Origin of the sequence: Pseudoroseicyclus aestuarii (assembly GCF_003217255.1) — a bacterium.
GTDB lineage: Bacteria > Pseudomonadota > Alphaproteobacteria > Rhodobacterales > Rhodobacteraceae > Pseudoroseicyclus > Pseudoroseicyclus aestuarii.
Map to the genome: position 1 here is coordinate 35,606 of NZ_QJTE01000005.1, position 25,778 is coordinate 61,383.

Here is a 25,778-nt window from a genome sequence, read left to right on the forward strand (position 1 = left end):
GGGCCGGGCGAGGGCGACCTGCGCGACGTGATCTACGGCGGCGCCGGGAACGACCGGATCGACGGCGGCTACGGCAACGACCAGCTTCACGGCGGGACCGGGGCCGACACGATCGACGGCGGCTTCGGCGCCGATACGGTGATCGGCAACGAGGGCGCGGACGTTCTGACCGGCGGCGCCTTTGGCGACCTGCTGGTGGGCGGCGACGGCTTCGACTTCCTCAACGGCGGCTTCGGCTCGGACAGGCTCGTCGGGGGCGCAGGCCCCGACCGCTTCTATCACCTCGGGGTGGCGGGCCACGGCAACGACTGGATCCAGGACTATTCGGGCGCGGAGGGCGACCGCCTGGTCTGGGGCGGCGGGCAGGCCGGGGCGGCGCGGTTCCAGGTGAACTATGCGGCGACGCCGGGGGCCGGGGCTGCCAGCACGCAGGAGGCCTTCGTCATCGACAAGGCGACGGGGCAGGTCCTATGGGCGCTGGTCGACGGCGCGGAAGAAGATCACATCAGGCTGCAGATCGGCGAGACCGTCTTCGACATCGCCTGAGCCGCCGCCCGGATTTTCGGGCCGAAAGGCGAAACTCCGCGGGGCCTGCTGCGTATCTTACCCAGAGGTTAACCCCGCGGAGGAGACAGCAAGATGGCGCATCTTGGAACGAGCTATTCGTCCTACACGACATTCCTGAACCAGGCCGACGGCTACTGGGCGGTCGATTTGGCGGCCCTGAACAGCTCCGGCGTGACCGGCAACGCGATCCTGGCCACCAATACCGAGAACGACGGCACGCGCTATCTGAACGTGTCGATCTTCGCCGAGGGGCTGACCCCCGACCAGACCCATGCCCAGCACGTGCATGGCCTCTTCGACGATAACGGCGATCCGGTCGATTCCGTGACGCCCGGCCTGGCGCAGGACAGCGACGGCGACGGCATCGTCGAGGTGCTGGAAGGCGTGCCGAGCTACGGCGACGTGCTGCTGCCGCTGGTCAGCCCCGAGGGCGGCGAGATGCCGATGACCGATTTCAACGGCCAGCTCTCCTTCATCCAGTCCTACGACCTAGGCGACGATTCGAACTTCTTCAGCCCGGTGACCGGCGCCGATTACACCGGCGATGACATCCTGCCGCTGGCGCTGCGCGAGATCGTGCTGCACGGCATGGAGGTGCCCGGCAACATCGGCATCGACGGGCCCGGCATAGACGAGGTCGACGGCAACCAGGAGGGCTATGTCGGCATCCTGCCCGCCGCCGCGGGCGAGATCGAGCAGATCGACCGTGCCCAGGCCCTCGACATGCTCGAGGACCAGATCGCCGGGGCCAGCGACAGCTTCGTCTTCGGCGCGGGCGACGATACCTTCGACGCGGGGGCCGGCAACGACACCCTGCGCGGCGGCGCCGGCAATGACACCCTCTCGGGCGGCGGCGACGGCGACCGGCTGTTCGGCGACAATGGCAACGACGTCTTGTCTGGCGGGGAGGGCAACGACCTCGTCGTCGGCGGCGCCGGCGACGACCGCCTCATGGGCGATGCCGGGGCCGACCAGCTGATCGGCCAGTCCGGCAACGACCAGCTCTCGGGCGGGGCGCTGGCCGACATGCTGCTGGGCGGCGATGGCGACGACTTCCTCAACGGCGGCTTCGGCTTCGACCGGATGACCGGCGGCGACGGGGCGGACCGCTTCTTCCACGCCGGCGTGGCCGGGCACGGCACCGACTGGGTGCAGGACTTCGACGACGAAGACGCGGACCTGCTGGTCTGGGGCGGCGGCACGGCCACCCAGGACCGCTTCCAGGTGAACTACGCCCAGACTGAGGGCGCGGGCGACGATACCGCCGAGGCCTTCGTCATTGACAGCAGCAGCGGGCAGATCCTTTGGGCTCTGGTCGACGGCGCGGACGAGGCGATCCGGGTGCAGGCCGGCGGCCAGGTCTTCGAGATCGCCTGACGGGTTCCGGCTCCGGGGTTGGGCCCAGGTTCCCGCAGGGCCGGACATGAGACCCCCGCCGGTTTTCCGGCGGGGGTCTTTTTTCGGGCCGGCCTTGCCCTCAGCGGCGGCCGCAGAGACGCGGGTGCACCCAGTCCCAGCCGTCGTTGAAGGCGCCTCCGCGGGCGAAGTTGGCGTTGCGGTCGCTGCTGTCCCAGAGCCAGCCGATCCGCCCGTAGGAGACCCAGCCCTCGGGGCAGGTATCGCCCCGGGTGACGGTAAACTGCACTGCCTGCCGTTCCTGCTCGAGCAGGCGCTCGAGGCGCGAGACCCGGTCGCGCAGCGCGGCGAGTTCCTGCCCGGCATCGGGCCCCAGTTGCAGCGCCCGCTCCAGCGCGCTGCCCGCCTGGCGGGCACAGTCGTCCGCGCTGGCGCAGCGCGAGGCCTGCGCCGTGGCCGAGACGGCCGGAAGTGCCGCGATGACGGCCGTCAGGATCAGTTTACGCATCGTTTCCTCCCAAGGGGGCATACTGCCCTACGACAGGCCAACGCGTCCCGAGGCTGCGCGGGTTCCCGCTGCCGAGGGGTCCCCGTTCCGGTGTTTTCACCAAAACGCGATCCTCGCGCGGATGATACCGCTTTTCGGAAACGATCCTTTCACAGTCCCGCCTCATTCGGCTTTTAGCGCCTTGGTAAATTCGTCCCTTCCCGCACAGGGCTGCCCGCATGACAGTCGACATCACCAGACCCACCGACAACGATACCCTGAGCGCCCAGGAGCTGGCGCTCTACAATCTGCTGATGGACTACCGCGCCAAGCTCGGCCTTGCAGCGATCCCGCTGTCGCAGGGGCTGACCGTCACCGCTGGCCGCCATGCCGTCGATACCTACGAGAACATCTGGCAGACCGGCGTGACACTGCCCAAGGAGGCCACGCTGCACAGCTGGTCGGACGGCTACTACTACGAGGACAACCGCAACCCTGAGGTGATGTGGGACGCGCCGCAGCGGCTGAACACCTCCTATACCGATACCGGCTACGAGATCTCGGCCGCGGGCTTCACCTCCCTCGCCGCGGCGCTGGAGGGCTGGAAGGGCTCGCCCGGCCATAACGCGGTGATCGCCAACCTGAACGAATGGTCCGGCTACGACTGGTCCGCGATCGGCGTGGGGATCGAGTACAACAACACCGGCGGCCCCTACGGCGGGCGCATCTTCCATGTCTGGTTCGGCGATGCGCCCGATCCGGGCGGCGCGCCGAAGATCCGCGGCACCGCCGCGGCGGAGGTCTTCGACGGTACGGCCTGGGGCGACGACATCTGCGGCGGGGCCGGCAATGACGTGCTGCGCGGCTTCGGCGGCACCGACATCCTGCGCGGCGGCGACGGTGCCGACACGATCTCGGGCGGGGACGGCAACGACGTGATCTATGGCGGCGCCACGGTGGCCGACCTGCGGGACGTGATCTACGGCGGCGACGGGGACGACCGGATCGACGGCGGCTACGGCAACGACCTGCTCTACGGCGGGGCCGGCGCCGATGTCATCGCCGGCGGCTTCGGCGCCGACACGGTGGTAGGGAACGAGGGCGCCGACGTGCTGACCGGCGGCGCCCTCGGCGACATGCTGGTGGGCGGCGACGGCTTCGATTTCCTGAACGGCGGCTTCGGCTCGGACAGGCTGAACGGCGGCGCAGGGCCGGACCGCTTCTTCCACCTCGGCGTCTTTGATCACGGCAGCGACTGGGTGCAGGACTATTCCAGCGCCGAAGGGGACCGCCTCGTCTGGGGCCGGGGAGAGGCCGCCGGTGCGGCGCGCTTCCAGGTGAACTACGCCGATACCCCCCGCGCCGGCGCGGCCGGGGTCTCGGAAGCCTTCGTCATCGACAAGGCGACGGGGCAGATCCTCTGGGCGCTGGTCGACGGCGCGGACGAGACGATCCGGGTGCAGGTTGGCACAGACGTCTTCGAGATCGCCTGAGGAGGCGGGACCCGCCGGGCTCAGATCCCCTTGGCCAGTGCGTCGAAGGCGCGCAGCTCGGCGATCAGCGCGCCTAGGCGGTCCACCTCGATCATGTTCGGCCCGTCCGAGGGGGCGTTGTCCGGATCCTGGTGCGTCTCGATGAAGAGGCCGGCCACGCCGACGGCGCAGGCCGCCCGCGCCAGGACCGGCGCGAACTCGCGCTGCCCGCCAGAGCTGCTGCCCTGCCCGCCGGGGATCTGCACCGAATGGGTGGCATCGAAGATCACCGGCCGCCCGGTGCGGGCCATGATCGGCAGCCCGCGGAAATCGGTCACCAGCGCGTTGTAGCCGAAGGAGGTGCCGCGCTCGCAGAGCAGGATCCGCTCGTTGCCTGTCGAGGCGATCTTGTCCGCCACATTGCCCATGTCCCAGGGCGCGAGGAACTGCCCCTTCTTGACGTTGATCGCGGCACCGGTGCGGCCGGCGGCCAGCAGCAGGTCGGTCTGGCGGCAGAGGAAGGCGGGGATCTGCAGCACTTCGCAGACCTCGGCGGCCGGGGCGCAATGGGCGGGCTCGTGCACGTCCGTCAGCACCGGCACGCCGAACTCGTCGCGGATCCGGCCCAGGATCTCGAGGCCCTTCTCCATGCCCAGCCCGCGCTCGGTCCCGATCGAGGAGCGGTTGGCCTTGTCGTAGCTGGCCTTGAAGATCCAGCGCGTGCCGGTAGGGGCGCAGGCCTCGGCGATGCGGGTCGCCATCATCCGCGCGTGATCGAGGCTCTCGAGCTGGCAGGGCCCGGTGATCAGGGCGAAGGGGGCGTCGCCGCCGAACTCGATATCGCCGATGGTGACGGGTGCGGTCTGGGTCATGCCTGTTCCTTCAGCGCGGCTTCGATACGGGGGATGTCCTGCGGGTTGTTCAGCTCCCAGAAGACGCGGCCCTGCGCCTCGACCGGGGTGCAGCGGATCGTCTGCCCGTTCTCGAGGAAGCGCAGCTGCTCGAGACCCTCTGCCGTCTCGAGCGGGCCCGGCTCCCAGCCGCCGTAGGCGGCAAGCGCCGCGGGGCGGTAGGCATAGACGCCGACATGGTGAAAGACCGGCAGCGGATCGGGCAGGCGGCCGGGATCGAGATAGGGCACGACTTCCTTGGAAAAGTAGAGCGCGTCTCGGTTGCGGTCCAGCACGGCGGTGGTGCCGCCGACGCGGCCGGCCTGCCGGTCCTCCACGAACATCGCGTAGCTCTTCGCGTCGCAGCGCAGCACCGGGGTGGCCATCCCCACGCCCGGATCCGCCGCCATCTCGGCGATCAGCGCTTCGACGAACCAGGGCGGGGTGAGGGGGGCGTCGCCCTGCAGGTTGACCACCACATCGGCCTCGATCCCGGCGCTGACCATGGCCTCGGCTACCCGCTCGGTGCCGTTCCGGCAGGCCTGCGAGGTCATCACCACCTCGGCGCCGAAGCCCTCTGCCGCCTGCCGGATCCGGTCATCGTCGGTGGCGACGAGGATCTTGGCTACGCCCGGCACCGCCTGCGCCGCCTCCCAGCTGAGGCGGATCAGGCTCTTGCGGCTGCCGTCCGGCAGGGTCAGCTCGGCCAGCGGCTTGCCCGGATAGCGGGTCGAGGCGTGGCGGGCGGGGATCACGATGACGCTGCGCATGGCGGCTCTCCTTAGGACGGTCAGGCAACGCCGGCGCGCAGCAGGTCGTGGATATGCAGAAGGCCCAGAGGACGCCGGTCCTCGCCCACCACCAGAAGCGCCGCGATCTTGCGCGCGTTCAGTAGCGCCAGCGCCTCGGCGGCCAGCATCTCGGGCGGCACGGTGACGGGATCGCGGGTGGCGATCTGCCCGGCGCGGCGGTCCATCAGGTCGGCCATGTTGCGGCGCAGGTCGCCGTCGGTGACGATGCCCGAAAGCCGCCCCTCGGCGTCCAGCACCGCCGCGACGCCGAAGCCCTTGGAGGTCATCTCGATCAGCGTCTCGCTCATCGGGGTCTCCTCGGAGACCAGAGGCAGCGCCGCGCCCGCATGCATGAAGCGGTCGGCCCGCGCCATCTGCGCGCCCAGCTTGCCGCCCGGATGCAGGACGCGGAAATTCTCGGTCCGGAAACCGCGCGCCTCCATCAGTGCCACCGCCAGCGCATCGCCGAGCGCCAGCATCATCGTGGTGGTGGTGGTCGGCGCGAGGCCGATGACGCAGGCCTCCGGCGCCTCGGGCAGCAGGAGCAGCCGGTCGGCCGCCGTGGCCAGGGTGCTGCGCGGCCGCCCCGAGATCGCGACAAGCGGGATCGAGAAACGGCGCGAATAGGCGAGGATATCGCCCAGCTCCGCCGTCTCGCCGGAATTGGACAGCAGCAGGCACAGATCGGTGCCGCCGATCATCCCCAGATCGCCGTGGCTCGCCTCGGACGGATGCACGAAGAGCGCCGGCGTGCCGGTCGAGGCCAGGGTGGCGGCGATCTTGCGCGCGACATGGCCGGACTTGCCGATGCCCGAGACGATGACCCGCCCGCCGGCACGGGTCACGCCCAGCACCTGCAGGACGGTGGCGTCGAAGCCCTCGGGCGGCGATGCGGCCAGGGCCGAGAGGGCCTGCGCCTCGATCCCCAGAACGCGGCGCGCCGAGGCCAGGGCCGCGGCACGAAGCACGGTCTCGTCCTGGGCGCCGGGCCCAGCCTGGTCGGAACCTGTCTGGTCGGAACCTGTCTGGGGGGTAGGCTGGGTCAGGGCCGGTTCTCCTGGCGGGTGCGGGCGCTTCTAGCGCAAGCCTCCCCGCCGCACCAGATCGCCGCGACAGATCGCCCCGCGCGAGAGGGGGGCGGTGCCCGCTGTTGCCGCACCGCGGCAAGAGCACTACACAAGAGGCAATGCCAGTTTGAGGACATCTGTAATGAAGATCGCTGTTGCCGGTATCGGCTATGTCGGCCTGTCCAACGCCGTACTGCTGTCGCAGAACCACGAGGTGGTGGCGATGGATCTCTCTGCCGAGCGGGTCGATCTCGTGAATGCCCGGAAAAGTCCGATCGGCGATCCCGAAATCGAGGAATACCTCGCCACGCGGGAGCTGAACCTGCGCGCCACCACCGATGCCGCGGAGGCCTTCACCGGCGCCGATTACGTCATCGTCTCGACGCCGACGAACTACGATCCGGTCAACAACTACTTCGACACCTCCTCGGTCGAGGCGGTGGCCGCCGAGGCGGCGCGCTACGCCCCCGATGCGACGGTGGTGGTCAAGTCGACGGTGCCGGTGGGCTTCGTCGCCGATCTGCGCACGCGCAGCGGCCGCGACAACGTGATCTTCAGCCCCGAGTTCCTGCGCGAGGGGCGCGCGCTCTACGACAACCTGCACCCCTCGCGCATCGTGGTGGGCGAGCGGAGCGAGAGGGCCCGCATCTTCGCCGATCTGCTGCTCGAGGGGGCGATCGAGACGGAGGTGCAGGTCCTCTTCACCGATCCGACCGAGGCCGAAGCGGTCAAGCTGTTCTCGAACACCTACCTCGCGATGCGAGTTGCCTATTTCAACGAGCTCGACAGCTACGCCATGAGCCTGGGGCTGAACACGCAGCAGATCATCGAAGGGGTCGGCCTCGATCCGCGGATCGGGGCGCATTACTCCAACCCCTCCTTCGGCTACGGCGGCTACTGCCTGCCCAAGGACACCAAGCAGCTGCTGGCGAACTACCAGATGGTGCCGCAGAACCTGATCCGCGCCATCGTTGATGCCAACCGCACGCGCAAGGATTTCATCGCCGAGCGGATCATCGAGATGAAGCCCGAGCGGGTGGGCATCTTCCGCCTGACGATGAAGGCGGGCTCGGACAACTGGCGGCAAAGCTCGATCCAGGGGATCATGAAGCGGCTCAAGGCCAAGGGCATCGAGGTGCTGGTCTACGAGCCGGCCCTGCCCGAGGATACCTTCTTCGGCTCCGAGGTGCTGCGCGACCTCGAGGACTTCAAGGCCCGCGCCTCGGTCATCGTCGCCAACCGCCGCGCGCCGGAGCTGGACGATGTCGCGGAGAAGATCTTCACCCGCGACCTCTTCGGCAACGACTGACGCGACGGGGAGAGGCGGCCTAGCGCCGCCTCTTCTCGACCCAGGCCAGAAAGGCGCGGTCCGGGGCGCCCAGGCGCGGGCGCCCGGTCTCGGCCCACCAGGCCTTCCATTCCGCCTCGAGCGCATAGACATCCGCCCCTGGCGCCAGGGCGCGCGCCGCCTCCAGCGTCTCGGGCGAAAGATGCGGCGCCTCGGGCGGGACCTTTGCGCGGCGCGGGGCGACGCGCAGCAGATCGCCCCCCAGCTCCTCGATGCGGTAGTCGGGCAGCTGGTCGGCCTCGATGATGGTGCGCAGCATGGCCCGGAACACCCGCCGGGGCGAGGTCGAGCCGGCCTTCTTCTGCAGCACCTCAAGCGAGATGCGCCATTCGGGCTGGCGGCCGCAGTGCTTGCGCGCCAGCTCGTAGATCCGCCGCTCGAGCGGGCGGCGCAGCCGGAAGTAGTCGCGGCTGAGGGTCAGCACGGATTTCGACAGCACCGCCCGGAACAGCCAGTCCGAGAGGGTGACCGAGACCGAGATCATCCGCCCGCCGCGGCTGCGACGCACGATCTCCCAGCTTTCGATCAGGCCGAAGCCGCTGGTGGTCTCGGTCTCGCCGGTGGCGATGTTGGTGGTGATGCGGGTGCCGGCCAGCCGCTCGAAGCTTTCGCGCAGGCGGCGGTAGGCATCGCCGCTGGTCTCGCGGTTGGTGGCGATCAGCAGGTCGTGCACCTTCAGGCGCAGCGTGCGCGCCACCTCGCGCCCCGCGTTCAGCGCCGCCATCAGCTGGCTGACGCAGAAGATCAGGATGTCCTTGTCGTGGATCGTCGCCCGCCCCTTGACCGAAGGGGTGACCTCGACCTCGGCATCGTTGTGGCGGTAGCGCAGGACCTGGCGGTCGGGCCGGGTCGAGAGCGAGAAGATCGGATGCTCCATCGACGCCAGATCGTCCTTCGGCATCGCGTCGAAGACGTCGCATAGAAACAGATCACCCACGGGGTGACGCTGTGGAAGACCCAAGTCGCCCATCGCCTGCCGATCCTCATGCGCCGAGTCGTTGCCCGGCCAACTGCTCGCGTGCGGGTGCGATCCCGCAACGTGGTTTCATTGACGCCAGCCTAGGAAACCCAGCCCCTCCCGTCCAGCAGGAGATCGGGGGTTCGGAATCGCGTCCTCGGGGGTTCGGAGTCGGAGAAACGTGGTATCGGAATCGCAAGGTCTCGGCAAAATCCTCGCAAGCCCTTGGGTCTGAACGTTTATCCCGGAAAGCCTGGGCGCCGTAACTATGAACTAACTGATTATAACGATGGATTTTCTGCTTCACCCTCGAACCGGACGCCTCGAACCTCTGCCAAGCCGGCTAAAAAGGGCTTTGAAAGAGCGGTTTCCAAGGCGGACGGGGACCGCATGATCGTCATCAACAGTCATGTTCTATATTTCATCGCATGTGTATTCCTATGTTGAACAAAGGGTCTGAATCTGCGCATGATGCTGGCATGATCTCCACCGCCCCGGCACCGGACCTCTCCGGCACAGAAGACCTCGACAGGCTCGGGACGCGCTGCGCCCAAAGCGCCATGACCCTGACCCGGGAGGCGGAGGCCACCCCGCCGCGGCAGCTGCGCGATTTCGGTATCCCCGAGATCACCGCCCGGCTGATCCCCATGGCCCCCGGCCACCTGCGCCGGGTGCTGCGCGAGACGCCCGGCCTGCCGCAGGGCCGCAACGAGGGCGGCGCCCGCTGGTTCACCCTCGAGGAAGTGGACGAGATCCGCGCCCATCTGGAGCGCAGCGGCACCCCCGGCCGCTACCGGCCCTGGCGCCCGGTGGGGGCGGCACCGAAGATCATCGCACTGGTCAATCCCGCCCGCGGCAGCGGCCGCACCACCCTGGCGCTGCACCTGGCCATGGCCGCCGCGCTCGACGGCTACCGCGTGCGCGCCATCGACCTCGATCCCGGCGCCGGCCTGACCGCGGCGCTCGGCGATCCCGGCCCGGCCGGGGAGGGCGCGCAGGACACCGCCCTCGCGCTGTTCGCGCGGCAGGCGGCCCTGCATCTGCGCGGGCAGAACCAGGCCCGGCTCGACCGCGGTGATGCGCCGGTGCCGATGGACGCGGTGCTGGGCGCGGCGCTGGAGACCGCGCCCGCGGCGCTGGCCCGGCCGACGCATTGGCCGGGGATCGCCCTGGTCCCGGCGCGGCCCGAGCTGGCGCTGGCCGATCTGCACATCCCGCAGTGGCGCACGCAGATCCGCGGCTGGCGCCCTTGGGAGGCGCTCTCGCGCGAGCTGGCCCGCCCGCCGCAGGACGGCGAGGCGGCGCCCGATCTGGTGATCCTCGACACGCCGCCCTCGCTCGGTCCGCTGGCGCTGGCGGCAGCGGCGGCGGCGGATGTCCTGCTGGTCCCGCTCGAGGGCGATGCCGCCGGGACCGCCCGCGCGGGGCAAGCCTTCGGCATGCTGCACAGCGCCTTCGCCGCCATCGAGGAGGAGGAGGCCGCCGCCGCCCGCGCGCTCGGCACGCAGCGGGTCAGCTTCGCCTGGGACGCGCTGCGCGCGGTGATCACGCGCTACGACCCCATTGCCCAGGGCCGCGCGGCGGGGGCGATCCAGGCCGGGCTGGGCCCCGCCCTCGCCGCCGCCCGGATCGAGGCGGCGCCGATCCTGGCGCAGGAAAGCGCGGTCTACGAGGCGGTGCCCCGGCCCGGCCGGCGCGGCGGCGACAGGCAGGGGCTGGCCCGGGCCCGCGCCAGCTTCGATGCCGCCTATGCCGAGATCCGCGACCTGCTGCAGGAGGGGTGGCGGCGCGGCGCCGAGGCGCGCTGAGGGCGCCGGCGTGAACCTTTCGTATACCATGATCGCCTAAGCCGGGGGGGCATGCCCCCAGCCCGGAGATCGCCCTTGCCCCGCCGCGCCCTCATCACCGGGATCACCGGACAGGACGGATCCTACCTTGCCGAGCTTCTGCTGGAAAAGGGCTACGAGGTGCATGGCATCAAGCGCCGCGCCTCGTCGTTCAACACCACGCGCATCGATCACCTCTACAGCGATCCGCATGAGGGCGCGCCCTGCGATCCGCGGCTGGTGCTGCATTACGGCGATCTGACCGACGCCTCTTCGCTGGTGCGCATCCTCGCCGAGGTGCGCCCGGATGAGATCTACAACCTCGCCGCCCAGTCCCATGTCGCCGTCAGCTTCGAGGCGCCGGAATATACCGCCGAGGTCGGCGCCCTTGGCCCGCTGCGCCTGCTCGAGGCGATCCGCTTCCTCGGGCTGGAGAAGACCGCGCGCTTCTACCAGGCCTCCACCTCGGAGCTTTACGGCGCCGTGGCCGAGACCCCGCAGAGCGAGACGACGCCCTTCCGCCCGCGCAGCCCCTATGCCATCGCCAAGCTGCATGCCTACTGGACCTGCGCCACCTACCGCGAGGCCTATGGTCTCTTTGCCTGCAACGGGATCCTCTTCAACCACGAGAGCCCGCGCCGGGGCGAGACCTTCGCCACGCGCAAGATCACCCGCGGCCTCGCCCGCGTCGCCCTGGGGCTGGAGCCCTGCCTCTGGCTCGGCAATCTCGAGGCCCGGCGCGACTGGGGCCATGCGCGGGACTACGTGCGCGCGCAATGGCTGATGCTGCAGCAGGACCGCCCCGCCGATTACGTCATCGCCACCGGCGTGCAGCATTCCCTGCGAGAGTTCCTGTGCTGGGCCGCCGAGGAGCTGGGCTTTTCGCTGCGCTTCGAGGGGGAGGGCCCGGCAGAGCTGGCCCGCGTCGCCGCCCTGACCCCCGGCGCCCCGCCCGATATCGCCGCCCGCCTCGCGCCAGGGGATGTCGTGATGCGGATCGATTCGCGCTACTGCCGCCCCGCCGAGGTCGAGACATTGCTGGGCGATGCCGCGCGCGCCCGGGCCGAGCTGGGCTGGCGGCCCGAGGTCACCGCCCGCCAGCTCTGCGCCGAGATGGTGGAGGCCGATCTCGCCCTCGCGCGAGAGGAAGCGCGGACGAGGGCCCCGGCGCCGCGGCTGCGGGCGCGGGCGGCGGGCTGAGCCATGCGGCTGTTCCTCGCCGGGCATCTCGGCATGGTCGGCGCCGCCCTGCTGCGGCAGCTGCAGCAGCGGCCGGACCTCACGCTGCTGCTGCGCGACCGCGCCGCGCTCGACCTGACCGACCGGGGGGCGGTGCGCGCCTTCTTCGCCGAGGCGCGGCCCGAGGCGGTGATCCTGGCCGCTGCCAGGGTCGGCGGCATCGGCGCCAATGCCGCCGCCCCGGCCGATTTCCTGGCCCAGAACCTCGCCATCGCGCTCAATGTGATCGAGGCGGCGCATGAGGCGGGGGTGCAGCGCCTGCTGAACCTCGGCTCCTCCTGCATCTACCCGCGGCAGGCGGCGCAGCCGATCGCCGAGGAGGCGCTGCTGACCGGCCCGCTCGAGCCGACGAACGAGGGCTATGCCATCGCCAAGATCGCCGCGCTCAGGCTCTGCGACGCCCATGCCCGGCAGCACGGGCGCGACTACCGATCCGTCATGCCCTGCAACCTCTACGGGTCCGGCGACGATTTCGATTCCGAGACCGCCCATGTGCTGCCGGCGCTGATCGCGCGGGTGCAGGCGGCGAAGGAGGCGGGCGCGGCAAGCCTCTCGCTCTGGGGCACGGGCACGCCCCGGCGCGAGTTCCTACATGTCGACGATCTGGCCGAGGCGGCGCTTCTGGCGATGGAGCTGCCGCATCCCGCCTGGCGCGCGGCGCTGGGGCCGGATCTCAATCACCTCAACATCGGCAGCGGCAGCGACATCGCGATCCGCGATCTTGCCGCGCTGGTGGCGGAGGTGACGGGCTACGAAGGCGCGATCACCCTCGATCCCTCCCGCCCCGACGGCACACCGCGCAAGCTGATGGATGTCTCGCGTCTTGCCGCGCTCGGCTGGCGCCCGCGGATCGGGCTGCGCGCAGGGATCGCCCGGACCCATGCCTGGTACATGGCGCAGCGCGAGAGCGCGCCCGATCTGGCCTGACGCCGCCCGGCCCTGTAGCAAGGGGGCCAGGTAGGCGGAGAAAGACGATGCGCGTATTGGTCACCGGCGGCGCCGGCTACATCGGCAGCCACACCCTGGTCGAGCTTCTGGGGCAGGGTCACGACGCGCTGGTGGTCGACGATTTCTCGAACGGCTCGTCCGTCGCGCTGGAGCGGGTGCGCGGCCTCACGAATGGCGGGTTGGAGGTTGAGCAGGCCGATATTCGCGATGCGCCGCGGATGGAGGCTATCCTGCGCGCGGCCCGGCCCGAGGCGGTGATCCATTTCGCCGGCCTCAAGGCGGTGGGCGAAAGCGCGACCCGCCCGGTCGACTACTACGAGGTCAACGTCGCTGGTACGCTGTCGCTCTTGCGCGCGATGGAAGCCGCGGGGACGCAGCGGATCATCTTTTCCTCCTCCGCTACGGTCTACGGAGAGCCGGAATTCCTGCCCTATACCGAGGATCACCCGCTGCGCCCGATGTCGGTCTATGGCCAGACCAAACTCATGGCCGAGCAGGTGCTGACCGCCTGGGCCGCCGCGCGCGAGGGGGCCAGCGTCATGCTGCTGCGCTACTTCAATCCCGTCGGCGCCCATGCCTCGGGCCGGATCGGAGAGGACCCGCAAGGGCTGCCGAACAACCTGATGCCCTACCTCGCGCAGGTCGCCACCGGGCGGCAGGAGCGCCTGCGCATCTTCGGCGACGACTACCCCACGCCCGACGGCACCGGGGTGCGCGACTACATCCATGTGACCGACCTCGCGCGCGCCCATGTCGCGGCCCTGACCCGGGCGGCAGGGGTGACGGGCTGCGAGACCTACAACATCGGCACGGGCCGGGGCTATTCGGTCTACGAGATGCTTGCTGCCTTCTCGCGCGCGGCGGGACGCGATCTGCCCTATCAGGTGCTGCCGCGCCGGCCCGGCGACATCGCCGAGATGCGGGCCGACTGCTCCCTAGCCGCCGAGCGCCTTGGCTGGCGCGCCGAGCATGGTATCGACGCCATGGCCCGCAGCCTCTGGGCCTGGCAATCGGCAAACCCGCGGGGCTACGCGGGCTGAGTGCAGGCGGGGGGCGAGGCCCCGGATGCCCCTTGAGCAGCCCCTTCGGGGCATCCTTTTGGAGCGCCCCTTCGGGCCTCTTCTAGACACGCCCCTTCTGGGACGCCCCTTCGGGGCGATGGCCAAGCCGTCCCGCAGCCCCTAGGATCGCGGCGCTGCAGCAAGGGGCGGGCCGATGGAATTCCTTTCTCTGCGTGCCCTCGCCCTGGGGGCGCTGCTGCCGGCGGCGCTGCTCTGCGTGCTGGCCGGCGCGACGGCGCGGTTCTGGCCCGACGGCGCCCTCGTCGGCACCTTCGGGCGGATGCTCGACAGCCTCGCGCCGCAGCTCTTCGTTCTGTCGCTGCTGCTCTGCGCCGCGCTCGCCCTCCTGGGGCTGCCGCGGCTGGCGCTGGGGCTGGCGCTACTCTCGGCGCTGGGGCAGGGGGCCCTGCTCATGGACCAGCGGGGCCGGGCGCGGCCCCTGGCCGAGGCGGAGACGCAGGCCCCTTTCACCGCGATCTGGTTCAATCTATACGAGCAGAACGCCACCCCGCCAGAGCGCCTCGCCGAAGCAATCCTGCAGAGCGGCGTCGATCTCGTCGCCCTGGGGGAGGCCGATCCGATCCGCCCGGTGCTGCCGCTGCTGGAAACAGTCTATCCCTACCGGATCGGCTGCGAGGGGCGGCGTTGCGGTGTGCTGCTGCTCTCGCGCCATCCCTTCGCGCCGGGCACGCAGGAACTGGCGAATATCTCGCGCCGCGAGCGGCTGGTCCGGGCGCGGGTGGAGCCCGAGGGGCGCGCTCCGCTCGAGGTGCTGGTCGAGCACATGGCGAAGCCCTGGTTCTACGGCTTCGTCGAGGACGACCGCTGGTACCTGCTGGACCGGCTTGCGTTGATCCGGCAGACCTCGGGGCCCGAGGCGCCGGTGCTGGTCATGGGCGATTTCAACGCCGCCCCCTGGAGCCGCCCCATCGCGATGCTGCTGCGCGAGGCCGGTCTCGCGCCGCCCCGGCGCCCGGTGCCAACCTGGCCCGCCGCCGCCGGCCCGCTCGGCGTGCCGATCGACCAGGTGCTGGTGGGCGGCCACGCGCGGCTGACGGCACTTGCCCCCTGGGGCGGCGATCTCGGCTCGAACCACCGCGGGATCAGGGCCTTGGTGATTTGGCCCGAGGTGGGCTGAGCGGCGGAAGAAGGTCCGGGGTCAGTGCAGCAGCGGCGCCTCCAGCCGCAGGTCATCTAGCAGCCCCAGCACGAGCCGCAGGTCGGCGCCGCGGCCCGGATGCAGCCCACGCAGCAGATTAGCCAGACCCTCCGCTTCCTCCCGCTCCAGCCCCCGCGCCGAGGCCTCTTGCAGGGCAAAGCCCGCAAGCTGCTCCGGCGTCAGCGGCTGCAGACGCGCAATGCGCAGACGCGAGAGAAGCGGCGCCGGGATGCCGCGCGTATCGTTGGCGGTAAAAAGCCAGTTCACCCGGCTCATGTCGAAACGGATGCCGAAATAAGGGCAGGTCCAGAGTGCGGCTGAGGCCGGATCCAGCAGGCCGAGGAGGACGGCATGCGCGCTGGTCCTGTGGCCGGCTGTGCTTTCGACGGCTGCGGCCTTCTCCAGCTCGTCGACGAGGATCAGCGGGTTGGCCATGCCGCTGGTGATGACCGTCTCCACCGGCAGGCCGGGCATGCCGCTGCGCCAGCCGCGGCTGAGACCGGCTATCTGGAAGGCTTCGCCTGCAGCGCCGAGATCGGCAATGGCCAGCGGCAGGCCGGCATGATGCGCAAGGCTGCGGGCGAGGTGGCTTTTGCCGAGGCCGGGCGGACCGACAAGCAGCGTCGGGCGGATCAGGCGGCCGGTACCTACCCCAGTCGACGCCCGCAGGTCGTGCCAAAGCGGTACGGTGGCGGCGCTCATCCAGGGCAGGTCCTCGGCCAGCGCGGCGCCGATTTCGTCGGCGCCGTGCACGCTCTCCGGGCCGGCAAGGCGCGCGCCCTGCAGAATACCGGCGAGGCGGGCGCGCTGCCTGTCGTCCAGATGCGCGAGACCGCTGGCGCGCTGACGTGCTTCATGCAGCCTCTGCGCCCGGCGCTTTAGCCGGCCCGCGGCCGCATCTCGCCAGGGGCCGCTGTCGGACCCCAAGTGATCGGACCCGCGCAGCAGGGCGAGGTGGTGGGCGAGCCGCGCCTCGATGCTCTCGGCACTGCTCGGCCAGGTGCTGATGGCCGGCAGGATGGAAATGGTTCTGGGCATGATGATCCTCCTGGTGAGGGGGGCACTCAAAGAGAGACGGCGTGGCGGTTCGGGGCGGCGAGGCGGATGGCGGCCTCGAGAGCCGTCGAAGCCTCGGCGGCCTTTTGTATCTCGCGCAGGCCGATCCAGAGGAGGTCCTCGTCCTCCGGTAGGCGCCAGGCGGCGGCAGAGGCCTCGATCCCGTCCGCCGGATGGGTGACGGCGAGATGGGCGAGGGCGACCTGCCGGTCGAGAGGCGGCAGGCGGTGGACCTCGGCTGTATGCCGCAGGTCGCGGGGCAGGGCGCGGAGGCCGGAGGTCAGCAGGACAAGGCGGTGCCGGCCGGGCTCAGTCAGGGACGCTGTCAGCGCCACCGTGTCCTGCGCCTTGCCGGTAAGGCGCAGCAGGCGCAGCGGCGCCTCGGGCCGCGCGGCGTCGGAGGGCAAGGGAGGGCCGGCGGCATAGGCCCAAGTCAGGGCCCAGGCGGTGGCCTCCTGCATCTCGCTCTCTGCCAGGATCGCGGTGGCGCACCTGGGCTGCAGCAGCAAATCGATGCCGTGCTGGTCGATCGCCAGCCGCGCGAGGCGCAGGATCGCCTGGAGCCGGGCGGTGCTCAGCCCTTCCGGCAGGTCCGCAGGCGGCGGGGCGCGCCGCTCCGGCGGCACCTCGAGGATGGAGCTGCCCTCGATATGGATGCGGCCGATCTCGGCGATTTCATGCGCCCAGACCTCCTGCGGCGCGCCGGGCACGGGGCTGCCGTCCTCGTCCGCCCAGGCAAGGCTGGTGGTGCTGCCGCCGGGCCCCGTTTCGGGGTTCAGCGGCCGGGCGGCGGCAAGGGCCAGCTGCGCGAAGGCACGGGCAAACGCGCCGCCCCGGGCCACCAGCCGCGGGCCGGGATGGCGGGGCAGGGGCGGCAGCACCGGAGCCTCCGCCGCGCCACTGTCCAGGGCATGGCGTGCGCGCGCGAGGGCAGCCGCGGCAAGCGGCTGCCAATGGGGGGCGGAAAGGACGCTCATCACGAGTCCCTCCCGGTTTCCGCCACCGGCGCATGGTCGGCGGCCTCATCATCCAGAACGCCATCCGCCAGATCGTCCAGCAGCCCGAGGATCCGCGGCTCGGCTTCGGCGCGGTAGATTTCGCTCACCACGCGGATGACTCCCTCCAGTTCCGCGCGCGGCACGATGTGCTGCGGGATCTCCGTCTTCAGCCGGGCATGCAGCGCCTGCTCGCGATTGTAGGCCTCGCGGCCCGTCGGCATCGGCACCACCGCCAGCAGCTCCGCCCGGCCCTGCCCCCCGATCCCGAGCTGGTAGGTCATCCGCGACCAGGGATCGCGGCTGTAGCCCAGCTTCACCACCCGCCCGAGGCCGGGCAGGTCGAGGCGCATCAGGTAGAGCGCACTGGGCGCCGCCGGCCAGTCCTCGCCGCAGGTGCCGCAGGAGAAGCGTCCGGTCTGCATGTTGGCGCGGGCAATGCGCTGCTCGGCGCCGCAACCATCCTCATGGGCATAGAGGCGGTAGTGCGAGGTGCCGCGCGGGTCGGGGCCGAGAAGGCGCCAGCCGCGCTGCTCGGCCTCGGCCGCGTCGCGGGCCTCCATGCAAATGCGGCAGAGCGCGTCGGTCTCGCTCCGCGCCATGCGCTCCACGAAGGCGAACTGCCGCCGGACCTCGTGGCCGCAGGGGGCGCGGTAATGGGCGTAGTGCCGATGATCGGGGCAGCGGCGCAGGAAGGTCAGCCCGGCGGCCTGAGCCGTCTTGCGCCAGCGCGCCTCCATGCAGGGCCGGCAGTGAGGCTGCGCGCTGGTCAGGACCCACAGGCGCATCGGCGTCAGCCCGCGGCAGGTCCGGCATTCGAGCTCGAGCCAGCTGCGGTCGCGGATGCGGCGGGCGATGCGGAAGCCCTTTGCATGGGCCAGTTCTGCCCAGTGAGGGCGGATGGGGGCATCGAAGCCGGGTTCGACGGAGGGGGCGGGGGTGCAGTGATCCATCATGGTGGACACTCCTGTACAGTCAGTCGCGCAGGGAGAGCCGGGCGCCACAAGGGCGCTCGGGTCCAGGGCGAGGGGAAGATGCAGGGCAAGAGGCGGCCGGCCCGCTGGCGAAGCAGCGGGAGGCGCCTCACCCTGGCGGGCGAGGGGTCTGTCGAGCGAAAGCCGGGAAGAGGGTCAGCCCGGCGCGGGCGCCTCGGCGTAAGAGGCGGCGCGCTCTGCCATGGCCTCGTCCACCAGCCTGTGGGTCAGGGCCAGCGTCCGGTCGATCAGCGCCGCGGCCCGCAGCTCGGAGGGCGAGGTGCCCGCCACCTGGAACGGCCAGAGTTGCAGGATGCCGCTGTCCAGAAGCGCCCGGACCTCATGCGGATCGCTGGCGAAGAAGACCTTCTGGGCGAGGCCGGCAAGCCCCTGCACTGCATGGTCGAGAGGATCGCGAGGCGGGTGGTCCTGCACCTGCATTGCCAGGGCGATGCAGGCTTCGTGCCCGGCCTCGGCCTCGTCGAAGAACACCGCAAAGGCGGGATCGCCGAAACACGCCTGCGGCAGCGCGGCCTCGTCCTCGAGCGTTGCCTCGAAGGTATCGAGCAGCTTCTGCATGTCCCGCTGAACGGGGCTGAGGGTGTCGTGCAGGATGGGGGGATGGTTCGCCCGAGAGGGCGTGGTAGGGGTCGTCGCAGCCATGGTGATCTCCAATCTAGATTGCCGCGGTCAGGACGGGATCGAGAGCCGTCACTCTTGATCTCGTCCGTCTACTATGTCACATCGTAATCTTGATATCAACATATAAAGATGACGATGGTTCATGGCGCCACCTAAAAAAGATACGGTTGCGGTTGGACTGCGGCTTGAGCAGTCCATGCTTGATCAGATCGACCAGCTTCGTCGGCAGGATGCCAACCCGCCTACGCGGCCTGAAATGATCCGAAGAATTATTTCGGACTGGATCGAGAAATCAGATGGCTTGCCGCCAAAATAATTAATAACCATTAATTGAAATACCAAAAATATTTGCCGATCTTCAGGATGCAATGAATTGCCTATGGTGGAGCCGATCCAAGTCTGTAGGGCTCTACCCCACCAAAATAGGCTGCATCACGTCTCGGCCTGACCGAACGCCTTTTAGGGGTTAGGGTTATGCGACGTCTGATCCGGGTGAGGGCGAGACGCAGAGGCGCTGCGCTCCACGCCGGAATGGCCGCGATGCTTTTTGACGATCTTTTCAGCGCGGCGCAGTTCGATCTCGACTTCCTGCTTTTCCAGAAGAGCATTTAGGTCCGCCATCATGCTCTGACTGTCCCCCTCCTCATCGGAGGTCTGCAGAACCGCCGAGCAGCGTTTCACCAAGTCTCGCAAGAAATCCTTGTGATCTTTCGCAACCTGCTGGGAAAGCATAACAAGGCCATCTGCCTTCTGCCGCTCCCTGTGATCGCGCGCTTTCTGGCGGTTCTTTTCTTCGCGCTGCTCGGCCTCCTCAAGAGCACGCCGCGCCACCTCTTCCCGGTATTTTCTGAGTGTCATGAGCCGTCTCCTTTCGTCGGTGAATCACTAATAGGGCCGAACCCGGAAAATCCCTAATCGGCCTGAAGTCACCTCCTCGTGATGTGGCCCTCGTCCTATACTCTCGGGTTTTACGTCTCTTTTCTCGTGTCTCTGCTTGAACGTATCCTCTCTCTGCAAAATGGGTGCTTTGGTTTTTCACGACCTTGAGCGACTCTCCCCTCATCAAGACTCCCGCAGCCGTCTGTACAAGATTGGTGACGGGTAACCCAAGGAGGCGGCGATGAATGACGGTTGCGAGGATAAGGAAGAGCGGATCATATGGCAGGTCCGCACGACGAAGACCGATCAGCGGATGATCAAATCGGCCGCCGCGGAGGCTAAAATGGCAATTGGGCCCTTCTTGGCCGAGGCCGTCAGGAAGACGCAAATCGTCCGTCGGTCGGATTGGGAGGCCGGCCTCGGTAAGCTTATCGAGGCGATGGCGCTGCTGGAAGGCATTTCGCAGCGCGTGGCAGGCATGCCCGATCCGCTCGACAGGATCGAGACAGTAGCGGCGCTCTTGTCGGTCGAGCGGCGCCTGCACCGGATCGCGACCCCCTGGCTTGCCGATGACGCGGAAGGCGACGGCGCATGAGGGTCAGCTGGTCGCCTCATGGCCGCTCCAGGGATGCCGGCGCGGCGTCGTGGCTTATCCACTACTTGGAGAGAGCCATGGTGCTGAAGCCAGGGTCCAAGCGCCAGGTCATGCTGCGGCGCGATCCGGTGCCGGAGGTGCTTTTCGGGGATGCACCGCTCCTGCGGCGCGTGATCAATGCGGTGCCGTTCAAGCGCCGCTACAGCGCAATGACGTTGTCCTTCCACAGGGCCGATATCGATGTCCGGCGCTTTAACGCCGGCGATCCCGCTGCCAGGGCCGCGGTGGATCTGGCCTGTCGGCTGGTGCTGGAGGTGGCGTTTGCCGGGCTGCCTGTCACGATGCGACCACCCGTCTATTGCACGACCCACACCCATACTGGGCGGCTGGAGGTGAATATTGCCTTCGGCGGCATGACCTTCACGCCGAAGGGGATGTGCAGCTTCAATCCTGACCCTCCGCGTAGCGGCAGCCGCAAGCTCTGGGCAGCGGTGCAGAATGTGCTGAACCAGCGGTTCGGCTGGGCCGATCCGGGAAACCCGCGCCGGAGACAAAGGATCAAGCTTCCCGACTACGTCCTGAAGCGCGAAGCAGAGGAGCGGCGCACAAAGAGTGGGGCTGCTCCGGACTGGCGCAGGGACTACGTCACGCAGCTCGAGCAAGAGCTGGGCGACATCGACCCCCAATCGCGGGCCGAGGTCCTGATCGCGATGGAGGGGATGGCCTCGAGGACCGGCGTCGAGGTGCTGTCGCACCGCTCGGACAGCATCACGGTTTGCGATCAGGAAAAGCCCTCCAAGCGTGTGCGTCTGCGCGGCTTCCTGATGCGCGCCGATTTCGTACCCAAGCCGGACATTGGGACGCAGCATGCCAAGCGGCAGGAGGTTCTGTCACGCGCACCGGCCCAGCTGCGCGCCGCCCTCGAAGCCCGCCGCAAGGATGCCCGCAAGCGCTATGGGCTGCCGGAGGTCCATGGCGCCGATGTCTTGCGCCCGGTCGAGGCTCTGCTCGACCCGCAGACGCCCGCGCGATCCCTCATCCCGACGGCGCATCCGGATTACCCACACTCACCAGACGATGGAGACCACCATGACCACGCGCATCACCCCCCTAGAGCGCCAGCTCCTGGACCAGGTTCGGACCCTCGGCCGCGAGATGCAGGAGCGGGACGTGCGGCAGAGGGAAGAGATCGCAGCCTTGCAGCAGCAGCTGGACGACTTGCAGTCCTCTGTCGCGACCTTGATCGTAGCGCTCGACGCGGTCTGAGTGCGCTCGACCGGCGGAGGCGCGATCGCTTGGGGCGCGGTTTCGACGGCCTTCGCCGCAGGCTGTCTTGTATCTGGATGGCGCGATCCGTGCCGGCCGGTCTCCATGTGCGGCTCGATACCATCCGTCTTTCACTGGAGCAGACAAATGACCGATTCGACCGATCCTACCCCGTCGCCGGTTTTGCCGGTAAACATCCTGCTCAGCGATATACGCTCCCGGCTGATCCGGCTGGAGGACGCGATCACGGCTTTCGCTTCGAGCATCGAGAAGGATCGGGAACTTTCGGATCCGACGGAGACGCTGCAGCAGATCGCGGAGCAGATGGAACGGGCGGCGCGGACTCTCGCGGCCTGCGCGGAAGACTTCGGCGAGGCGGCACCGAGCCGGGCTACCTTGTCGCAGCTGGAGGAACGGAGCCTGAGGCAGGAGCAGGCTTTGCAGCGCCTGACCGCGATGACGGAGCAGATGATGCAGGCGCTTCTCCTCCCGCTCCCCGAACAAGAGGGGCGCTGATCGCTCGGGTTCTGGCGGTGGTGCGGGCCGACCCTGGCTTGGGTGTCCTGCAATGGCGGCTGGCAGAGGATGGGGCGGCAATCCTGCTCGAGGATCCGCATCAGGATCTGGCGCTGCGGGTCGACGGGGAGGCGGTCTCGTGCCTCAGGTCCTCTGACCGCGATGAAGGGAAAGGCCTTGTTGCCGCCTTGCAGGCCGGGCTGGGATACGAGGTCGAGGAAGACTGGCTCGAGGCGCCGTCGCCCTTCGATTGATCGCCACTCTCTTCGCAGAGCCAGGTCGGAATGGCATGCGGGATGCCCGATGGTCCCAAGGGTCAGGAGTACGCGTGCTCTTCGCACTGCCACCTCGGGTGTTTCCGCCTCTACCTTACCGTAAGGAACATAATTTCATATTACATAATCTATATTACACGTTATTGCGACGCGGCGGGGTGAACTCTATACCTCGGAATGGCAGGCTGGTTTTTCAGCCCCTCTCGGCGTGCATCTCAGGGCCAAAGTTGGGGTACTGACGCAAGTAGCGGGTCAGCGTCAGCCCGTGGAAACGGTCGATGACCGCCCCGGCATGATGAAAAGAGCGCCGAGCGGATCGAGGTGGTCGGGGCGCGGGTGACCGGGCTCGATATCACGACATGGGCGAGAGCGGCGGCGCGCAGACCCGGCACGAGGCCTGCGGCGGGGCCGGCGAGCAGGTGAGCAGCACCATGGCGTTACGCGATCTGATCTGGGCTTTCGACCCACCCCCGCCCGCCGCGGTGCTGGAGGCGGCGGAGAACCTCAGCTACCGCGATTTCCTGATCGTCACACAGGGGCTCGATCATCCCGACCCCTTCCCGGACAACTGGATCTACATCCACTCGCTCAAGGTGAAGGTTGGCCGGATCCAGAACTTCCGCGCCCGGTCGCCCGAGATGCTGCCCGACGAGGGCACCGCCTCGATCGGGATGGAATACTTCTGCCAGGAGGGCGACGGCCTCTGGGCGATGCCGGCCGCGCGCAACACCCTGGGCCAGGATCACGACGTCTGGACGGTCAATGTCGAGCGCGCCTATCACGAGGAATTCCAGCGAGCCGAGGGCTCTGAGGCCGAAGGGACCGCGCCGGTCGCAGTATGTCCCTTCGTCGCCCGGAGTCGGGGTAGCCGGGGCGCGTGACGTTGGCTTCCCCCCAAGAATTTTTGCAACACCCGCAAGGGTGCCTATATTCAAGGAGTATGGGTGATCATCCACCGCCCGAGGATGCGATGAACGTCAAGGTGAACACATACCCGCAGCTGCGCCAGCTGTGCTGGAACCGCCCCGACGATACGGTCGTGGACGGTGAAACTGCGCTTGCACTCTATGAGCGCAACTGGCGTTTCGTCGATCGTGATGCACTCATACCGCGCGAGCAGAAGCTTCTGGATCGCCTTGTCGCGGAGTATGGCAACGGGTACCTGCTGACCGTCTGAAGACCGAGCCGCAGGATGCAGAGGTGTTCCAGCGTAAACATCATAACGACATTCTCGGTGTTCTCCGGTGCCTCGATGGCGATCTGCTTCAAGATGCCGAATGCTATTTCGGCGGTGGCACGGCGATCGTCCTAAAGCTTGGCGAATACCGTGAGAGCGTGGATATCTACTTCCTCTGCGCTTCTCAGGAGGGGTATCGCAAGCTCCGCCAGGCTCTTTGGGGCAGCTCCGATCTTACCGGTCTTCTGCTGCCGTCGGCTGGAATAAAGACATTGCGCGATGTCAGGACCGATCAATACGGCATCCGCACTCTGATCGGCGGGACGGATGTCGCCATCAAGTTCGAGATCGTCCGTGAGGCTCGAATCCAACTTGCCGGTGACATGGACGACCGCTTCGGCGTCCATGTTCTGACGCGGGACTGCCTGTATGCAGAGAAACTGCTCGCGAATGCCGATCGCTGGGCAGACAAGGCCGTTCTGAGCCGCGACATTCTCGATTTGTCGATGATGATCTTGCGTTGGGGACCAATCCCTGACGGAGCCTGGGACATCGCCGAAGGGGCCTACGGCGACACCGCCCGCAAAGCCTACGACAAAGCGATCGCCCGTATCCGCAATCCCGAGTGGCTGAGGAGGTGTATGGCCGGCATGGATATGCAGCCTGATCTGGAGGGCGAGGTACTGGCCCTTCACGGTGGCCCCCTAGACAAGGAGTCCTAGTGACCTCGTGAGGCGCGTCATTGCAGGCGTGGCTGAGGTCGCCTCTCCTCCACCGTGACCGCGCCGGCCGGGAAACCGGCGGCAGGAAAATGATCAAGGCATGGCGCAGGCACCAGCCGTCCTGGCGCCGGGACCACGACGCGCAGAGGGGGCGGCAGGGGGCACGGCGGGCGGGATCGTCGGCACCGGCCTTTCACGGCTGCCGCGCCGACAGGCCCGGACCCCCGCCCTCAGGGCCGGAAGGAGAAGCTCCTGCCGACCGAGAGGCTGACGTTGTTCTCGGTGGCCGTGCCCTCGCCGTCCTCGTCGCGGTAGCGGTAGCGGTAGCCCAGGTCGAGCGACCAGTCCCGCGTCAGGCTGTAGCCCAGGCTGGCGCCGAGGCTGGCGTTGCGGGTGGTCTCGTCGGTCCCGGTATTCTCCTGGTTGGCATAGCGCGCATCGAGCGAGAGCGCGGCCAGCGCCGTGAGCGGCCGCTCGTAGCGGGCCGAGAAGACCGTGCGCACCTCTTCGCCGTCGTCGGTGCTGCTGACCGAGCGGTTGCCCGAGAGCGAGAGCGCGGCATCGGCGAACTCGCGGCTGAGCGAGAGATCCCCGGTCAGCGCCAGCTCCCCTTCGGTGTCGCGCGTCGCACCCAGCGAGAAGGAGAGCCCGCCGCGCGGCAGGTCGAGATCGCGCCCGGCGCTGACACCGATGCGGTCGCCGTCCTCGGTATCCTCGTAGAACAGAGAGCCGCGGTAATCGCCCAAGGGACGGTCGTAGCTGAGGCCGGTCTCGATGCGCCGGGTCTGGCGCAGCTCTTCGCCGTCCTCGTCGATACGCTTGTAGCCAAAGCCCAGCCGGGCATCGAGCACGCGGCTCAGTGCCAGGCGCAGGTCGACATCGGCATCGAGGCGCTGCGTGTCGTTCAGATCGGGATCGGTGGTGTCCTCGTAGCTCACATCCTCGACCGAAAGGGCGAAGTCGGTGCCGAAGGGCCCCTCCTGCCCCAGCGACAGATCGGCCCCTGCGCGCAGCGAGCGCCGCGTGCCCTGCCCCTCGAGATCGCCGAAATCCTCGGGCAGATCGAGATTGCCCTCCTCGTCGACGAAATCGTCGAGCCCGCGCAGGAACTCGATGTCTTCCGAGGCGTAGCGCGCGTCCAACCCGAAGGCGGAATTTGCGCCGCGCCGGTCATAGCCGAGGCGCAGCGTCGGGTCGGAGAACTCGGCCTCGTCCGTGTCGCCGGGGCCCTCCACGAGGCGGTAGGCGGTATTCGCCCGAAGATCGAGGCTCTGCAGCCGCGTCGTGCTGGAGAAGATGGCCGAAAGCGCGGTATCGGCCCTGAGGGTATCGCCCTCGGGATCCGTGTCGAGATCGGCGTTGTCGCTGTAGGACAGGCTCTGCGACAGGCCGAAGGTCAGCAGCCGCCCGCCCTCCTGCGCGAGAAGGGGCATCGCCCCGCCGAGAAGGGCAAGGCCGCCGGCGGCCAGGATCAGGCTGCGGCGAAGGGCTGGGATGCGCGGCTGCACCGGC

The 25,778-nt window shown here is 68.7% G+C and carries 26 protein-coding genes; 15 read left to right on the plus strand and 11 right to left on the minus strand.

The window, feature by feature from the left end; all coding sequences use genetic code 11:
- A partial coding sequence (locus DFP88_RS17365) for a calcium-binding protein (protein WP_281268197.1) occupies positions 1-546 on the plus strand: 546 nt, incomplete at its 5' end.
- A gap of 93 nt (positions 547-639) precedes the next feature.
- Positions 640-1,944, plus strand: coding sequence for a calcium-binding protein (locus DFP88_RS13725; RefSeq protein WP_110815284.1), 1,305 nt, complete (start codon positions 640-642; stop codon positions 1,942-1,944).
- A gap of 100 nt (positions 1,945-2,044) precedes the next feature.
- Here the strand turns inward: DFP88_RS13725 and DFP88_RS13730 are convergent, their stop codons facing one another.
- Positions 2,045-2,431: a hypothetical protein gene (locus DFP88_RS13730; RefSeq protein WP_110815285.1), complete on the minus strand. Its 387-nt coding sequence runs from the start codon at positions 2,429-2,431 to the stop codon at positions 2,045-2,047.
- A gap of 218 nt (positions 2,432-2,649) precedes the next feature.
- On the opposite strand from DFP88_RS13730, the gene DFP88_RS13735 reads away from it, so the two are divergent.
- Positions 2,650-3,903 (plus strand): hypothetical protein, encoded by a 1,254-nt coding sequence (locus DFP88_RS13735; RefSeq protein ID WP_110815286.1) that lies wholly within the window; start codon positions 2,650-2,652, stop codon positions 3,901-3,903.
- A gap of 20 nt (positions 3,904-3,923) precedes the next feature.
- Here DFP88_RS13735 and kdsA read toward each other — a convergent pair whose 3' ends face one another.
- From kdsA to DFP88_RS13750, 3 genes are read right to left on the minus strand one after another with little or no spacing between them, the layout of a single operon-like run.
- Entirely contained in the window at positions 3,924-4,754 is an 831-nt protein-coding gene (gene kdsA / locus DFP88_RS13740) for a 3-deoxy-8-phosphooctulonate synthase (RefSeq protein WP_110815287.1), read from the minus strand.
- Complete coding sequence (locus tag DFP88_RS13745) at positions 4,751-5,542, minus strand: 3-deoxy-manno-octulosonate cytidylyltransferase (RefSeq protein ID WP_110815288.1); 792 nt, start codon at positions 5,540-5,542, stop codon at positions 4,751-4,753. The genes kdsA and DFP88_RS13745 overlap by 4 nt, the downstream gene beginning before the upstream one ends.
- Positions 5,543-5,562: 20 nt before the next feature.
- Positions 5,563-6,531 (minus strand): KpsF/GutQ family sugar-phosphate isomerase, encoded by a 969-nt coding sequence (locus DFP88_RS13750; RefSeq protein WP_110815289.1) that lies wholly within the window; start codon positions 6,529-6,531, stop codon positions 5,563-5,565.
- Between the two features lie 241 nt (positions 6,532-6,772).
- Here DFP88_RS13750 and DFP88_RS13755 point away from each other — a divergent pair, with 241 nt between their 5' ends.
- Complete coding sequence (locus DFP88_RS13755; protein WP_110815290.1) at positions 6,773-7,939, plus strand: nucleotide sugar dehydrogenase; 1,167 nt, start codon at positions 6,773-6,775, stop codon at positions 7,937-7,939.
- Positions 7,940-7,958: 19 nt separating this feature from the next.
- Here DFP88_RS13755 and DFP88_RS13760 read toward each other — a convergent pair whose 3' ends face one another.
- Entirely contained in the window at positions 7,959-8,948 is a 990-nt protein-coding gene (locus DFP88_RS13760; protein WP_110815291.1) for a replication initiator protein A, read from the minus strand.
- A gap of 548 nt (positions 8,949-9,496) precedes the next feature.
- Between DFP88_RS13760 and DFP88_RS13765 the strand changes: the two genes are divergently transcribed.
- The 5 genes from DFP88_RS13765 (at position 9,497) to DFP88_RS13785 (ending at position 15,148) form a co-directional block, all read left to right on the plus strand.
- A complete protein-coding gene (locus DFP88_RS13765; protein WP_181418648.1) occupies positions 9,497-10,744 on the plus strand; it encodes an AAA family ATPase in 1,248 nt (415 codons plus the stop codon).
- 75 nt (positions 10,745-10,819) lie between these two features.
- Positions 10,820-11,962 carry a GDP-mannose 4,6-dehydratase gene (gmd, locus tag DFP88_RS13770; protein ID WP_220032343.1) on the plus strand — a complete coding sequence of 381 codons (1,143 nt, stop codon included), beginning with the start codon at positions 10,820-10,822 and terminating at the stop codon, positions 11,960-11,962.
- 3 nt (positions 11,963-11,965) lie between these two features.
- On the plus strand, positions 11,966-12,928 hold the full coding sequence (locus DFP88_RS13775; RefSeq protein ID WP_110815294.1) for a GDP-L-fucose synthase family protein: 963 nt from the start codon (positions 11,966-11,968) through the stop codon (positions 12,926-12,928).
- Positions 12,929-12,975: 47 nt separating this feature from the next.
- On the plus strand, positions 12,976-13,989 hold the full coding sequence (galE, locus tag DFP88_RS13780; RefSeq protein ID WP_110815295.1) for a UDP-glucose 4-epimerase GalE: 1,014 nt from the start codon (positions 12,976-12,978) through the stop codon (positions 13,987-13,989).
- Between the two features lie 175 nt (positions 13,990-14,164).
- On the plus strand, positions 14,165-15,148 hold the full coding sequence (locus tag DFP88_RS13785) for an endonuclease/exonuclease/phosphatase family protein (protein ID WP_110815296.1): 984 nt from the start codon (positions 14,165-14,167) through the stop codon (positions 15,146-15,148).
- Positions 15,149-15,169: 21 nt separating this feature from the next.
- On the opposite strand, the gene DFP88_RS13790 is transcribed toward DFP88_RS13785, so the two are convergent.
- From DFP88_RS13790 to DFP88_RS13805, 4 genes are all read right to left on the minus strand, one after another.
- Positions 15,170-16,207 carry an AAA family ATPase gene (locus DFP88_RS13790; RefSeq protein WP_110815297.1) on the minus strand — a complete coding sequence of 346 codons (1,038 nt, stop codon included), beginning with the start codon at positions 16,205-16,207 and terminating at the stop codon, positions 15,170-15,172.
- 26 nt (positions 16,208-16,233) lie between these two features.
- Positions 16,234-17,202, minus strand: a complete 969-nt coding sequence (locus DFP88_RS13795) for a hypothetical protein (RefSeq protein ID WP_110815298.1) — start codon at positions 17,200-17,202, stop codon at positions 16,234-16,236.
- Positions 17,202-18,176, minus strand: coding sequence for a GIY-YIG nuclease family protein (locus DFP88_RS17085; RefSeq protein WP_181418649.1), 975 nt, complete (start codon positions 18,174-18,176; stop codon positions 17,202-17,204). Before DFP88_RS17085 ends, DFP88_RS13795 begins: the two co-directional genes overlap by 1 nt.
- 174 nt (positions 18,177-18,350) lie before the next feature.
- Entirely contained in the window at positions 18,351-18,857 is a 507-nt protein-coding gene (locus tag DFP88_RS13805; RefSeq protein ID WP_146227507.1) for a hypothetical protein, read from the minus strand.
- Positions 18,858-18,978: 121 nt separating this feature from the next.
- Between DFP88_RS13805 and DFP88_RS13810 the strand changes: the two genes are divergently transcribed.
- Complete coding sequence (locus DFP88_RS13810; RefSeq protein ID WP_110815300.1) at positions 18,979-19,152, plus strand: ribbon-helix-helix domain-containing protein; 174 nt, start codon at positions 18,979-18,981, stop codon at positions 19,150-19,152.
- A gap of 143 nt (positions 19,153-19,295) precedes the next feature.
- Here DFP88_RS13810 and DFP88_RS13815 read toward each other — a convergent pair whose 3' ends face one another.
- Positions 19,296-19,694, minus strand: coding sequence for a hypothetical protein (locus DFP88_RS13815; RefSeq protein ID WP_110815301.1), 399 nt, complete (start codon positions 19,692-19,694; stop codon positions 19,296-19,298).
- A gap of 334 nt (positions 19,695-20,028) precedes the next feature.
- On the opposite strand from DFP88_RS13815, the gene DFP88_RS13820 reads away from it, so the two are divergent.
- The 5 genes from DFP88_RS13820 to DFP88_RS13850 all read left to right on the plus strand — a co-directional run bounded on the left by DFP88_RS13820 (position 20,029) and on the right by DFP88_RS13850 (position 24,266).
- The gene (locus DFP88_RS13820) at positions 20,029-20,310 is read left to right on the plus strand and encodes a hypothetical protein (RefSeq protein WP_146227508.1); all 282 of its coding nucleotides are present in this window, start codon (positions 20,029-20,031) and stop codon (positions 20,308-20,310) included.
- A gap of 77 nt (positions 20,311-20,387) precedes the next feature.
- The gene (locus DFP88_RS16895; RefSeq protein ID WP_146227509.1) at positions 20,388-22,346 is read left to right on the plus strand and encodes a hypothetical protein; all 1,959 of its coding nucleotides are present in this window, start codon (positions 20,388-20,390) and stop codon (positions 22,344-22,346) included.
- Positions 22,347-22,726: 380 nt separating this feature from the next.
- Positions 22,727-23,248, plus strand: coding sequence for a hypothetical protein (locus DFP88_RS13840; RefSeq protein WP_181418650.1), 522 nt, complete (start codon positions 22,727-22,729; stop codon positions 23,246-23,248).
- An 89-nt stretch (positions 23,249-23,337) separates the two neighbouring features.
- Positions 23,338-23,544, plus strand: coding sequence for a hypothetical protein (locus tag DFP88_RS13845; RefSeq protein ID WP_181418651.1), 207 nt, complete (start codon positions 23,338-23,340; stop codon positions 23,542-23,544).
- 23 nt (positions 23,545-23,567) lie between these two features.
- Positions 23,568-24,266, plus strand: coding sequence for a nucleotidyl transferase AbiEii/AbiGii toxin family protein (locus DFP88_RS13850; protein WP_110815306.1), 699 nt, complete (start codon positions 23,568-23,570; stop codon positions 24,264-24,266).
- Between the two features lie 230 nt (positions 24,267-24,496).
- Here the strand turns inward: DFP88_RS13850 and DFP88_RS13855 are convergent, their stop codons facing one another.
- The gene (locus tag DFP88_RS13855; protein WP_110815307.1) at positions 24,497-25,774 is read right to left on the minus strand and encodes a porin family protein; all 1,278 of its coding nucleotides are present in this window, start codon (positions 25,772-25,774) and stop codon (positions 24,497-24,499) included.
- Between the last annotated feature and the right edge of the window lie 4 nt (positions 25,775-25,778).